At 55.2% G+C, this 12,558-nt stretch carries 9 protein-coding genes; 1 reads left to right on the plus strand and 8 read right to left on the minus strand.

The genetic code is table 11. The features are described 5' to 3' along the window. Nucleotides 1–37 precede the first annotated feature (37 nt). The 6 genes from ORG26_RS18160 to ORG26_RS18185 form a co-directional block, all read right to left on the minus strand. Nucleotides 38–619: a carboxymuconolactone decarboxylase family protein gene (locus tag ORG26_RS18160; protein WP_266364273.1), complete on the minus strand. Its 582-nt coding sequence runs from the start codon at nucleotides 617–619 to the stop codon at nucleotides 38–40. 102 nt (nucleotides 620–721) lie between these two features. Further along, nucleotides 722–1,276 (minus strand): peroxiredoxin, encoded by a 555-nt coding sequence (locus ORG26_RS18165; protein WP_266364275.1) that lies wholly within the window; start codon nucleotides 1,274–1,276, stop codon nucleotides 722–724. 302 nt (nucleotides 1,277–1,578) lie between these two features. After that, the gene (locus tag ORG26_RS18170; RefSeq protein WP_266364277.1) at nucleotides 1,579–2,634 is read right to left on the minus strand and encodes a hypothetical protein; all 1,056 of its coding nucleotides are present in this window, start codon (nucleotides 2,632–2,634) and stop codon (nucleotides 1,579–1,581) included. A 187-nt stretch (nucleotides 2,635–2,821) separates the two neighbouring features. After that, a complete protein-coding gene (locus ORG26_RS18175; RefSeq protein ID WP_266364279.1) occupies nucleotides 2,822–3,712 on the minus strand; it encodes a DMT family transporter in 891 nt (296 codons plus the stop codon). Between the two features lie 96 nt (nucleotides 3,713–3,808). Then, a complete protein-coding gene (gene nadE / locus ORG26_RS18180) occupies nucleotides 3,809–5,833 on the minus strand; it encodes an NAD(+) synthase (protein ID WP_266364281.1) in 2,025 nt (674 codons plus the stop codon). 217 nt (nucleotides 5,834–6,050) lie between these two features. Beyond that, on the minus strand, nucleotides 6,051–7,511 hold the full coding sequence (locus ORG26_RS18185; RefSeq protein ID WP_266364283.1) for a nicotinate phosphoribosyltransferase: 1,461 nt from the start codon (nucleotides 7,509–7,511) through the stop codon (nucleotides 6,051–6,053). A gap of 325 nt (nucleotides 7,512–7,836) precedes the next feature. Here ORG26_RS18185 and ORG26_RS18190 point away from each other — a divergent pair, with 325 nt between their 5' ends. Next, the gene (locus tag ORG26_RS18190; protein ID WP_266364285.1) at nucleotides 7,837–10,320 is read left to right on the plus strand and encodes a TonB-dependent receptor; all 2,484 of its coding nucleotides are present in this window, start codon (nucleotides 7,837–7,839) and stop codon (nucleotides 10,318–10,320) included. A 190-nt stretch (nucleotides 10,321–10,510) separates the two neighbouring features. Here ORG26_RS18190 and ORG26_RS18195 read toward each other — a convergent pair whose 3' ends face one another. Together ORG26_RS18195 and ORG26_RS18200 are read right to left on the minus strand one after the other, a co-directional pair. Beyond that, the gene (locus ORG26_RS18195; RefSeq protein ID WP_266364287.1) at nucleotides 10,511–11,146 is read right to left on the minus strand and encodes a hypothetical protein; all 636 of its coding nucleotides are present in this window, start codon (nucleotides 11,144–11,146) and stop codon (nucleotides 10,511–10,513) included. A gap of 104 nt (nucleotides 11,147–11,250) precedes the next feature. Further along, nucleotides 11,251–12,438: a phosphoglycerate kinase gene (locus ORG26_RS18200; protein WP_266364289.1), complete on the minus strand. Its 1,188-nt coding sequence runs from the start codon at nucleotides 12,436–12,438 to the stop codon at nucleotides 11,251–11,253. Nucleotides 12,439–12,558: the final 120 nt, after the last annotated feature.

A 12,558-nucleotide genomic window follows, 5' to 3' on the forward strand; every position in this document is an offset into this window, starting at 1 on the left:
TAGTTCATCCCTTAATCTGTGTAATCCAGGTTCAAGACTATATCAGCGTAATAAACCCCTTCACCACCGCCGCGAGGCGGATGGCCTCGAATACCCGGGCTTCTGACGCGCCATGCTTCAGGACGCTGTCTTCGTGCGATTTCACGCACAGTTCGCAGCCGTTCACCGCCGAAACAGCCAGGCTCACCAGCTCAAAAAACTCTTTGCCCAGCACCGGGTTCATCATGATGCTCATGCGGATGCCCGGCTGGGTCTGGTTGTAATAATCCTTCTCGACAAAGTGCCGGAAGCGGTAGAACACGTTGTTGGTGCTCAGCAGCGACGTGCAGGCCAGAATCTCGGCAATTTCGGCATCCGTCGCGCCCTCGGCTTTCGCCAGTGTCGTGAGGCTGTCTACCAGCGGTTGTTGCTTCTCGTTGACGGCAATCGACAGCGCCAGCAGCAGCGACTCTTTCTTCGACAGGTTCTGGTTATTATTCAGGACGTTCCCCAGGTTGATCTTCAGGTCGCGCAGGTAACGGGCGTCGCCCAGCGATTCGAGCGCCGGGTAACTCGCCTCCGTATCCAGCCCCACCAGCGTCAGCAGGGAGAGAATGGTGTCTGATTTGGTAGCGATCATAATTTTGAATTTCGAATGACTGAATGAGTGAATGACTGAATAACTAACCTACAATGGCATCGTGCGCACCAATCAATTATTCAGTCATTCAATCATTCAAAATTAGGCCTTAATCGTCTCCTGGCCTTTCGTCCAGTTGCAGGGGCACAGCTCGTCGGTTTGCAGCGCGTCGAGGACCCGGATCACTTCGTTGACGTTACGGCCTACAGACAGGTCGTTGACAGCCACCCAGCGGATGATGCCCTGCGGGTCAACGATGTACGTGACGCGGTAAGCTACTTTCTCGGCGGCTTCCAGGATGCCCAGTTCTTCGGCCAGTGACTTCGAAGTATCGGCCAGCATCGGGAATTTCAGGCCACGCAGGTCGTCGTGGTCTTTGCGCCATGCGAGGTGGACGAACTCGCTGTCGGTAGAAGCACCGATCAGAACGGCGTCGCGATCTTCAAAATCTTCAAATTTCTTGTTGAATTCAGCGATTTCGGTCGGACAAACGAAGGTGAAGTCTTTCGGCCACCAGAACATCACCAGCCATTTGCCGGCCGCTTTGTGGTCTTCTGACGAGATTTCGTAGAACTCGTTGCCTTTTTCGAGGGAAACAACGGCCAGCTTCTTAAACTCCGGGAACTGTGAACCAACAGAAATGATACGGTTGCTCATGATTTATAAGGTTGTATTGTGTCTGATTATAGCACAAAGATGGAGCCCAAATACATGCAAGTCATATCATTTTTATTTACCTGTTTATAGATAAAAAAGATAAGAAGGTAATTTTAATCAATAAATACGTCGCTAAATTAGTATCGTATAATGGCAGAGTTGTAAAAATTTATGTCTGATAAAAGATCGGCTTCCGGTGAAAGCTGGCAATAAGGTTGTCTGTCAGGTGATTGTAAAAAAGTTGAAAAAAGCAAAAAGCCCCGTCGGACTGAACGGGGCTTACATGACGAAAGTCAGTTAAATCAGGCGGCGATTCGCAGGGGCTGGGGCGGATTCTGCGTCAGGGCGGGCTCAACGACCGTCCGGAGGCGTTCGCTCAGGAAACTTTCCTGCAGATACACCGGCAGTTTAGCGATCAACTGGCGGTAGCCCTGCAACCCAAGTGCCTTGGCAATGTACAGTTCGTGCACCGAGTTGACATGCGCCACAATGTTCACCAGCGATTCGTGGAACAGGCGGATGTCGATATCCGAATCAACAAAACGCTCAATCTCGCGGTTGGTCGACGAAATCCGCAGCCGGCTCAGGATGTCAAAATAGGTCGTGTAGCCCATCTGACGGCCCAGTTGCCGGTACTGCTCTTCCCCGAACTTCTGGAGAATCTCGCCCGTCTTCAGACTGCGGAAGGCCGTCTTCGGATTCTTCTGAATCGCCTGACGAAGCGCTTTCATGCGCTGGTCGCGGGTTGTTTTCAGAAACTGGGCAACTTCGGCCTGTGCGGCCGCTTCCCGGTTCGGGAGCGTGAGGTCCGACTTGCCTTCTACCCGACGGGCCAGCGGCAGCCGGTTGAAGCGGTAGTTGTTCATCGGTCCCGACGCATAGAAGCCAACGGAAGCCGGGTAATAGCCCCGCACGACCATGTTGCCGACGCGGCGACGAATCGCCTCTTCGTTGCTCACCGTTTCGCCGAGTACCGACAGAAACGCCCGTACGCCGAACAGAACGCTGTAATACGCCTGCGGAAATGTCCAGTGCAGCGAGTTCTGCAGATAATGATTGTCGTTCACTACCGGTGTAATGCGCAGCGCATATTCGGCGCTCCAGCAGTTCAGCAGCAGCTTTTCCAGCGCCCGGCGCTGCTCGTCGGTAACCGTCGGGGCGAAGCCCTCAAAAATGGGGAAACGCGACAGGTCGGCGAGGTCGTCGAGTTGCTGGATATGAAAGTCGATTGCAAAAAAGTGGTTCAGGAACACCTGTGCCGGAATGGACTTGCGCCACGTTTCATCAGCCAGGGTACCAGGCGTGATTTGCCAGGTCGTTCCAACCGGGTTCTGGGTATTTTCACTGTTCGTTTGCATACATAAATTTAACAAAAAAGAGCATGCTGATGTTCCTTTTTTTTGGATTTATTTATGTATATAAAACGCTTGTAGTCAGCGAATTAGCTTTAGTTTTGAGGGATTTCAAAAAAGACGGTTTCGCGGGGTCTGGCGGAGCCGGAAAAAGGGCGCGGAGGCACCGCCGGACATCGGGTTTTGTCGCCGTTCAGCGCTGCGAAAGAACCTCTTTTGGAGCCTTCCGGAACTTCTCCAGCTGGCCCAGGTAAAGCCCCGCCAGCACCAGAAAGGTACCGGCGAAGGTGTGCCACGAAAGCGGTTCGTTCAGCAGAACGGACGAGTACAGAAACCCGAAAATCGGGCAGAGAAACAGCCAGAACGAGGCCCGCACGGCATCCTGTTTCACCAGATAGAACCAGAGTTGCAGCGCGGCAATCGAGACGGGAATAATGAGCCAGAAAACCGATCCCCAGAACCGCCCGTCGAATTGCGCCTGCGACCAGTCGGCGAAGAACAGGGTAAACGGAAGCAACTGCAGGCCCCCCAGAAAAACCTGCCAGCCGTTGATGACCACGTTGGGCAGCTGAAACTTGCAGCGGGCAAGGTAGACCGTCGCCGCCGAAACCGACACCATCCCGCCCATCAGAATCAGCAGGCCGCGTACGGTGGCAAAGCTGTTCTGCAGCAGCGGATACGTCGCCAGGGTCACCCCGCCGAGGCCGAGCACCACGCCCGCTCCTTCGTACCAGCGCAGCGGCCGCTTCAGCCAGACGGCCGACATCACGATGATGAACAGCGGATTGGTCGCCGTGGACAGGCTGCCGATGCCCGCCGCGACCTCCTTTATGGCCAGCACGAACGCGCCCAGGTATACGGTCGTGTTCAACAGGGCGAAAATCGCGAGTTGTCCCCACTCTTTGCCCCTCGGCAGCGGGTTGCGCTTCAGGCCATAGGCGTACAGAAACATGAGTCCGCCGGCGATGAAAAAGCGCATGTTGGCCAGAATCAGCGGGTCGGCGGACTGGATGCCGAACTTGGTCGCCACGGAAGCCGAAGCCCAGAGCAGGGCGAAAAGAATGCCGGGGAGGAGGGTTTGCACGGGTAGTAGATTAAAAGCCAACGAATAGCCCACGGTTTAAACCGTGGGCTGGATGGCGAAATTACAAATAACGGATAACGGTTTTAACCGTTTCAATCAAAACCCGATTTTCCCCTTGCGGCCAAACCCGTCTTTGCCTTCGTAGTACACTTTCAACTCCGCTAGCTCCTTCTCAAAACCGCCGCTCAGAATCGGGAAGCGGCACCATGTTTTCGGGTCGAGACTCTCGTCGTCGAGGTGGAAAGCCGGGGCGTAGCGTTCGCGTTTCCACTGGTTGAGGCTCCAGAGGCGGAAAAAACGGTCTACCGAGGTGTAGAGCTTTTCGCGGCTGTATTGCCCTTCAAAGGCCACTTCCACGCGCTGGAAAACCTCTTTGGGCGATTGTTTGTCGCGGATGCCGAACTTCTCGATGGCGTTCAGCACATCGTACGGCATCAGGTCTTCCTCGTCGGTCTGCTTGCGGTCGGGCGGGCGCAGTTCGGCCGTGGGTTGCAGGCTGTTGACTTTCGCCAGACCGGGCAGTTTGATGTGTCCGCCGACGCCCACCGTTTCGACCCAGCGCAGCCAGCCCCGCAGGTAGTGCTTGTCGATCCCGGCAATCGGCGAAATGCTGCCCGCCGTATCGCCGTCCATCGTGGCGTAGCCCACGGCGGCTTCCGAACGGTTGGAGGTCGAAAGGAGCAGTGCACCTTTCACGTTGGTGAGCATCCACGCACTCGGGGCACGGACGCGGGCCTGTATGTTTTGCAGGGCCAGATCGTCGGTATCCCAGCTTAGCTCGCGACCCAGTTGTTCCTCGATCAGCTTGCGGTAGGTTTCCACGAGGCCGTTGATGTTGATGTTGTAAAACGTCGCGCCGAGCGAGCTGGCCAGCGATTCGGCCGATTCGTAGGTGTCCGTCGAGCTGTTTTCGGTGCCCTGATAGATGGTCGTCAGCAGAGCGCCGCAGATTTCCTCGGCGGTCTTCTTATCCTGAATGGCGTCGATGTACGAGAGTTTGCGTTTGAAGCCGTCCAGCCCGATGCTTTCTTCCGCCAGTTTGATCATGAGATAAACGAGCGAAGCGATGGACGAGGAGTCGGCCCCGCCGCTCAGCGACAGCACAAAGCCCTGCGACCGGCTTTTGCGCAGGTAATCGAACAGGGCCAGGGCCACGGCCCGGGCAAATTCTTCTTCTTTCAGATGTTCGCCGCGCTCCCAGTATTCGAGTTCGGCGCGTTGCTGAACGGGTTTCACGTCCGGCCAGGTGAAGTTTGCCGGGACGCGTAGGGCCGCCTGCAGGCCCATCAGATTGACCTTGTTCTGCACCTGGCTCAGCCGCGTGTCGTCCACGTCGATCACGGCCGTCACCAGTCCGTAGTCCGCGTAGGTGAAGCGGTTGCTCGACACCAGCAACTGCCCGTTGGAGGCAATGAAGGCGTCGCCGTCGAAAATCGCCCGGCCGGACTCGTTACCCACCAGATTACAGTACACATAACTGACGCCGAACGACCGCGATCCGTCGATGACGAAGCGCTCGCGCACCTGTGATTTAAAGAACGAAAAATGGCTTGCGCTGGGATTCAGGATGATGTCGACGCCGCGTTCGGCGAGGCTGCGGCCGGGGCGGTTCGCAATCCAGGCGTCTTCGCAGATTTCAAAACCGATCCGCACGCCGGAAACGTCGAACAGCAGATCGCCGACCGGGTAGCTGAATTCGCCGATCTGAATTTCGTCGCGCAGGCCCGGCAGCCAGGGCTGGAACCAGCGGGTTTCGTAGTGAATGCCGTTGTTGGCAAGATACTGTTTGCAGGCAAAGCCCAGAATCCGCTTGTTGGCAATCAGGCAGGCCGTGTCGTAGGTCCGGTTGTTGGCCAGCCGCAGCGGCAGACTGACCGCCACCACGATGTCGCCCGTATGCGGGACGATTTCGAGAAGGCTTTGCTTCGCCTGTTCGGTCAGTTCGTGCGAGTAGAACATGTCTTCGCAGCCGTAGCCGGTGATGCAAAGTTCCGGCAGACAGAGCAGGCTTACCTGCTGACGGCGGGCGTCCTCAATGGCGTCGATAATGATGCGGCGGTTGTGCTCCCAGGCCAGCGGGATGGTGTTCAGCACGCCGGCGGCAATTTTTATCAGTTTCATGCAGTTGTATTCCTTCCAATGAAGTAACAAAGATGAAGGAAAATAGATTTGCGGAAAGAGTCCGGTCAAAGAAAAGCCACGTTCTTGGCACTGTACGCTGGATAACCGGCCCGGCCTTGTCGCGGCGGAAATGGCTCGAAATGGCCAGCGTAGCCTTCGCCGGATTGTCCGAGTGGATGAAAGGCGCCATTCAGAGGTTTGTCAGTACTATTCCCGCTCAGGCGGTATTCCTTAGGTGCAGTACCAACTCTGTTTTCAACTGATGCAATTGTTCTTCCAGACCAACGGGATAGGTGTGCGGATTCGTAAACCGCCTGATGCCGGGATGAAAACCCCTGAGCTGTTCCTGAACACGCTGCCGAACAGAATGGATCGGCGGACAAACGTACGTTTGCTGGCCGTTTTCGAGAACCGGCACCAGCAGATCCTCGAACTCTACATCGGCTCCAAACCGCCGTCGGCGCGTGAAATCGAGTGGGTCGATCATCTGCGGAGCGGCTTTCGGCGGCCGTTCGGCATCGTAAATCATGTCGGCCACAAAGCCCCGCTCGTCGCGGAAACGGCGCACCTGCTGAATGCCGGGGTTCGATACTTTCGCGGTCTGTTCGGACAGTTTTAGCTTATATTCCCACCCCTTCGGCGTCCGGATGGCCGCCAGTTTGTAAACGCCGCCCAGCGCGGGCTGGTCGTAGGCCGTCACCAGCCTGGTACCGATTCCCCAGATGTTGATTTTCGCGCCCTGCTGTTTCAGGCTCGTCACCAGGTATTCGTCCAGGTCGTTGCTGGCGACGATGCCGGCGTCCGCAAAGCCCGCTTCGTCGAGCAGGCGGCGGGCTTCGATGCTCAGATAAGCCAGATCGCCCGAGTCCAGGCGAATCCCAGACAGTTTATAGCCCCGTTCCCGCAGCGTCCGGCCCGCCTCAATGGCGTGGCGTACGCCGTCCAGGGTGTTGTAGGTATCGACCAGAAAGGTGGCGTTGTTGGGCTGCACCTCGGCGTAGGTCTGGAACGCTTCCAGCTCCGTATCAAACGACATCACCCAACTGTGGGCGTGCGTACCCCGGACGGGGATATTGTAGAGCTTCCCCGCCAGCACGTTGGACGTGGCGTCCACCCCACCGATGTATGCCGCCCGACTGGCCGTCACGCCGCCGTCGATGCCCTGAGCACGGCGGAGCCCGAACTCCAGAATCGTATCGGTTTCGGCCGCCAGCCGGATGCGGGCCGCTTTGGTCGCGATCAGGGATTCAAAATTGATTAGCGTCAGCAGCGCCGTTTCGAGCAACTGGCATTGCAGAATCGATCCGCGCACCCGCAGCAGCGGTTCGTTCGGAAAAACGGCGGTGCCTTCCGGAACGGCCTCGATGGAAATGGTCAGCGAAAGCGCCCCCAGATACTCCAGAAAGGCGGGTTCGAACAGCGGTCGGTGGTCGTTGCCCGGCAGCGTCCGGAGATAGGCGAGGTCCTCGTCCGTAAACCGGTAGCCCCGGATGTAATTAAGCACGGTCGCCAGCCCGCAGGCGATCGTAAACCCGCCTTCGAACGGATTTTTGCGGAAATACAGGTTGAAAACGGCTTCCTGTTCGGCCTTGCCGGACTTCCAGTAGCCATAGGCCATGGTCAGCTGGTACAAGTCCGTAAGCAGTCCCAGGGAGTGACCGTAGAGTCGATTGTCCATGAAAGCATAACCGGCCCGACTTTCGGGCGGCTGTCCAAATTACCGTACGGAATCGTTCGGCGCGCGAAATCGGTCGTTCATCACGAAAATTGACTGGCTCAAGCAACCTTTTCTTTCAGGAGCACATCTATCGTATGAATTTCGCCTCCGAATAAGGCCCAAATAAGCTCAATAGGCCTTTCAACCAGTCATCCTTTTTTATTTACCATTTATGTAAGAAAAGGAACTATGTATTACCCACTACCTAACTTTGCCCTGTACTTAAAGTACACCGAACAGTGAACAACAACGACTTCTGAATAATAACCTAACACAACAAATACTAATGAAAACTTTTACTACCCTCAGTTTAGGCGCCTGGCTCTTGGCAACGGCGGCTTTCGGTCAAAGTCCCGTCAAAGGCAAAGTGGCCGGGATTGTGCTGGAAGGAAGCCAGAAACCGTTCGAATTTGCTACCATGCTGCTGTTGCGGGCCAAAGACTCGACGCTGGTCAAAGGCGCCGTGTCGGGAACGGGTGGGAAATATGATTTTGACAACGTCACCGAGGGCCGTTATCTGGTCGCCGGGACCATGGTTGGATACAAGAAAGTATATTCGGCACCGTTCGCGGTAGACGCGGCCAGTTCCGAAGTGCAGGTACCGACGCTGGTGATGAACGAGGAAACGCAAAGCCTCAAAGAGGTGAAGGTCGTTACCAAGAAGCCGTTCATCGAGCAGCAGGTGGACCGGACGGTGGTGAACGTGGAAAACAGCATCGTCGCCAGCGGCAATACAGCTCTGGAAGTACTGGAAAAAGCACCGGGCGTCACCATTGACCGCCAGAACGACGGCATTCAACTGAAAGGCAAAGCGGGGGTGATCGTCATGATCGACGGCAAACAGACCTATCTTTCCGCTCAGGAGGTAGCTAATCTCCTGAAAAACACGCCTTCGGACAATATCGAGAAAATCGAAATCATTACAAACCCGGGTTCGAAATACGACGCGGCGGGCAATTCCGGCATCATCAACATCAAGATGAAGCGGAACAAGAACTTCGGTACCAACGGCACGGCCACGGTCGGCGCGGGCTTCGGCTGGTACGAGAAATACAACGGGAATTACCCCAAAATGAACGGCAGCGTCAACCTGAATCACCGCGAAGGCAAAATCAGCGCCTTTGCCAACGCCAGCTACATGGACCGCCGCTCGTTCAACGAAAACGAACTGAACCGGGTCATTCCGTTTACCAACCCGACGACCGGCGAAAAGCGGGTCACGTATTTCGACCAGGTCACGTTTCGCCCGATGCAGTTCAGCGGGCTGAACTACCGGGCAGGTCTGGACTTCTTTGCCACCAAGAAAACAACGCTGGGGGCTGTCGTTTCGGGCTTTACCAACGACTGGTCTTCGGACGGCCTCAATCGGTCGGTGCTCCGGGACGCTGATGGCACCATTTCCCTGAAGCCGGTCACCAACGTGGTTGCCCAAAACAAATGGAGCAACCTGGTCGGTAACCTCAACTTCCGCCAGGATTATGGCCAGGGCCGCGAACTGACCGCCGATATGGACTACTCACGCTATACGGGAGACTCCTACAACCAGCTGAACATGGCCTTTTACAACGCGGCCGACGCCAAAAGCCGCCCGGATTCGGTAGCCCGCAACGTGATGCCCTCGACCATCAGCATCTGGGCCGCCAAAGCGGACTATGTCCACCCGACCAAAAAAGGAAAGTGGGAGGCCGGGGTGAAAACCAGCGTGGTGAACTCGGACAACGACATGGCGTTTGAATACCTGATCGAAAACCGCTGGGCACCCGTCCCGAACGCCAGCAACCGCTTCAAATACGAAGAAAACATCAATGCCGTCTACGGAAACTACTCCGGCAAACTGAACAAACGGACGAGCGTGCAGGTGGGTCTGCGTCTGGAAAATACCAGTTCGCGCGGCAATTCGGTCACGATGAAAAAAGTCGTGGAGCGAAACTATACGAACCTGTTTCCGACCGTTTTCCTGTCGCGTCAGCTGGACACCAACAACGTGCTGAACCTGTCGTACAGCCGCCGCATCGACCGGCCCAACTACCAGGACCTCAACCCGTTCCGCTTCTACCTCGATCAGTATACGTATCAGGAAGGCAACCCGTTTCTGCAACCTCAGATGACGCACTCGCTGCAACTTACGCACGTCTTCAAGAGCGCCTTCTCGACCTCGCTTGGCTACAGCCGCACGACGGACCTTATTGTCCGGGAAGTGCCGGGCCAGAATGCCGAACGGAACGAGACGTTCGTGATGACGCAGAACCTGGGCAAGCAGAGCAACGTGAACCTGACGGTGAGTTTCCCGATGCCGGTGACCAAGTGGTGGAACGTCCAGACCAACTTTACGGTGCTGTATAACCACATCAAGACGGACTACCTGGATGCCCGCTACGACGTTGACTTTGTCTCCTACAACGGCTACATCGCCAACAACCTGACGCTTGGCAAAGGGGTTACGGGTGAAATTTCAGGCTGGTACAATTCAGCCGGACTGTACGGGTTCTTCAAAAGCAGACCGCAGGGCGGCTTTGCCCTGGGTGTACAGAAGCAGGTGCTGAACAAAAAAGGAACGATCCGTCTGAACGTAAACGACCCGCTGTGGCTGAACATGTTCCGCGGTCGGACAAACTACCAGGACATCAACTTCCGGATTATGTCGCGCTGGGAAAGCCGGCAGGTGCGGGCCACCTTCACCTACCGCTTCGGTAACCAGAACGTGAAAGCCGCCCGCCAGCGGCAGTCCGCCACCTCCGCCGAGCAAAGCCGGGTACAGGCAAATAATTAATAGCGAATAGTGAATAAAGACTACCAATTCTCTAATCCTGCGAAGCTTATTCGCAATTCGCTATCGAAAAGAAAGTTTAGGTTAAGAAAGCCGAAAAGCTGCTCCGCCTTGCGGGGTAGCTTTTTTGTGCTAGGTCTTTTTAAAAAACAAATGCCATATCTCTCAGATATGGCATTTGTTTTTTAAAAAGTTATTCTTCAATGGTAAGATTTACGATGGTTCTATAGCTATAGCCGCTCGTGTGAACAGACCGGTAATCTTCCTCCGACCCGAACCAGTTCAGAACCTCCTGTTTTCTTAGGTTCGTCTGCCTGGGGATTAGAATACGTTCATAAGAGCTGTAAGGATAACTTTGGAAGTCGGGCCAGATGCCGTGTAACTGCGGGTTGCGGTGAATGTAAGCAATCAGATTGGTGAAATACCGGTCGGACGTTACCGCTTTTCGACGAAAATTCTTTTCGAACAAACTGCCCGTTCGGTCTTCCTGCTTTTTGATAGCCTTGGCATAGGCAATAAAAAAACGGCGAAACTGTTCGCTGATGACCGCCTCGGGCGTTTCCAGCACTTTCAAACCATGTTGTAACCGCTTGGCCGGTTCGGGCAGCGTATCAAAGTTTTTGATCCGGATCAGGAGATGAAAATGATTGGGCAGTAAGCAGAACGCATATGTTTCGAGATAGGCTGTCAGATAGTAATCGAATAACCTGAGAAAGTAAACGTAATTTTCGGGGCGATAAAAAAGGTTGTCGCCGTTGTTGCCCCGGTTGTAGATGTGGTAATACGTATTTTCGAGCAGGGGCGGGTAGTAATGCTGACGCAGGCTCATGGGAAGTACAGGATGGTATACCCATGAGACGTAGACAAGCCCAAAAAGTATCTTTTCACCAAAAAGAAATGCCATATCTGCGAGATATGGCATTTCTTTTTGGTTTACGCCAGCGCCGCTACACCCGGCAGCGTCTTGCCTTCCATGTATTCCAGCAGCGCGCCGCCGCCCGTTGACACGTAGCTGACGCGATCGCCGAAACCGGCATTGTTGATGGCCGAAGCCGAATCGCCGCCGCCGATGAGAGAAAAGGCCCCGTTTTCTTCCGTAGCCTTCACAACGGCTTTGGCAATGGCGTTGGTACCCGTGGCGAAGTTCGGAAACTCAAATACCCCCATTGGGCCGTTCCACAGGATCGTTTTCGACTTCTCGACCGTCTCCATGAACAGTTTTACCGTTTCCGGACCGATGTCGAGCCCTTCCCAGCCGTCGGGAATCTGGCCGGAGGCGACAACCTGCCGGTTGGCGTTGTTGGAGAAGTCATCCGCGCAGACGTTGTCGAGTGGCATGATGATGTTGACGCCTTTCGCCTTGGCTTTTTCCAGAATTTCCAGCGCCAGCTCCTGCTTGTCCGCCTCCAGAAGGGATTTGCCAATCTGGCCGCCCTGAGCTTTGACGAACGTATAAGTCATGCCGCCGCCGATGATGAGGTTATCTACCTTATCGAGCAGGCGTTCGATAATCAGAATCTTGTCGGAAATTTTCGCTCCGCCCATGATCGCGGTGAAAGGCCGTTCGGCGTTTTCCAGTACCCGCTGGGCGTTGTCGATCTCGGCCTGCATGACGTAGCCGCAAACCCGGTCGGAAAAGAACTGTCCGATAACCGCCGTTGAGGCGTGCGCGCGGTGGGCCGTTCCGAAAGCGTCGTTGACCCATACATCGCCGAGTTTGGACAGTTTTTCGGCAAACGCCACGTCGCCTTTTTCTTCTTCTTTATAAAAACGCAGGTTTTCCAGCAGTAGCACATCGCCGGGTTGCAGAGCCGCGGCCTGATCGACGGCCGATTGCCCGATGCAGTCGTCGGCAAATTTTACCGGCCGACCCAGCATGACCGACAGCGGGTTGACGAGGTGTTTCAGGGAGTTTTTTTCGTCGGGACCGTTTTTGGGACGACCCAGGTGGGACATCAGGATGCACGCGCCGCCGTCGTTGAGGATTTTGCTGATCGTCGGCAGAGTCGCTTTCATGCGGGTATCATCCGTAATTTCAAAGCGTTCGTTCAGCGGAACGTTGAAATCCACGCGAATAAGCGCCTTTTTCCCGGCGAAATTGTAAGCGTCAAGTGTTTTCATGCGACAGGGTTTGAATAAAAACCTAAACTGTCCGAAACTTACGGGTTTTCGTTGAAAAGGCGTGAAAGGCCCAATATCTTGTTGCTATTGTGCTATTTTGTAAAAGATTGTTCCACTTTT

Source organism: Tellurirhabdus rosea, from assembly GCF_026278345.1.
In the GTDB taxonomy this organism is placed as follows: Bacteria; Bacteroidota; Bacteroidia; order Cytophagales; family Spirosomataceae; genus Tellurirhabdus; species Tellurirhabdus rosea.

What these genes read in the sequence shown, in the direction of transcription:
- ORG26_RS18160 (WP_266364273.1), bottom strand. Translation starts at nt 619, where the DNA reads ATGATCGCTACCAAATCAGACACCATTCTCTCCCTGCTGACGCTGGTG.
- ORG26_RS18165 (WP_266364275.1), bottom strand. Translation starts at nt 1,276, where the DNA reads ATGAGCAACCGTATCATTTCTGTTGGTTCACAGTTCCCGGAGTTTAAG.
- ORG26_RS18170 (WP_266364277.1), bottom strand. Translation starts at nt 2,634, where the DNA reads ATGCAAACGAACAGTGAAAATACCCAGAACCCGGTTGGAACGACCTGG.
- nadE (WP_266364281.1), bottom strand. Translation starts at nt 5,833, where the DNA reads ATGAAACTGATAAAAATTGCCGCCGGCGTGCTGAACACCATCCCGCTG.
- ORG26_RS18185 (WP_266364283.1), bottom strand. Translation starts at nt 7,511, where the DNA reads ATGGACAATCGACTCTACGGTCACTCCCTGGGACTGCTTACGGACTTG.
- ORG26_RS18190 (WP_266364285.1), top strand. Translation starts at nt 7,837, where the DNA reads ATGAAAACTTTTACTACCCTCAGTTTAGGCGCCTGGCTCTTGGCAACG.
- ORG26_RS18195 (WP_266364287.1), bottom strand. Translation starts at nt 11,146, where the DNA reads ATGAGCCTGCGTCAGCATTACTACCCGCCCCTGCTCGAAAATACGTAT.
- ORG26_RS18200 (WP_266364289.1), bottom strand. Translation starts at nt 12,438, where the DNA reads ATGAAAACACTTGACGCTTACAATTTCGCCGGGAAAAAGGCGCTTATT.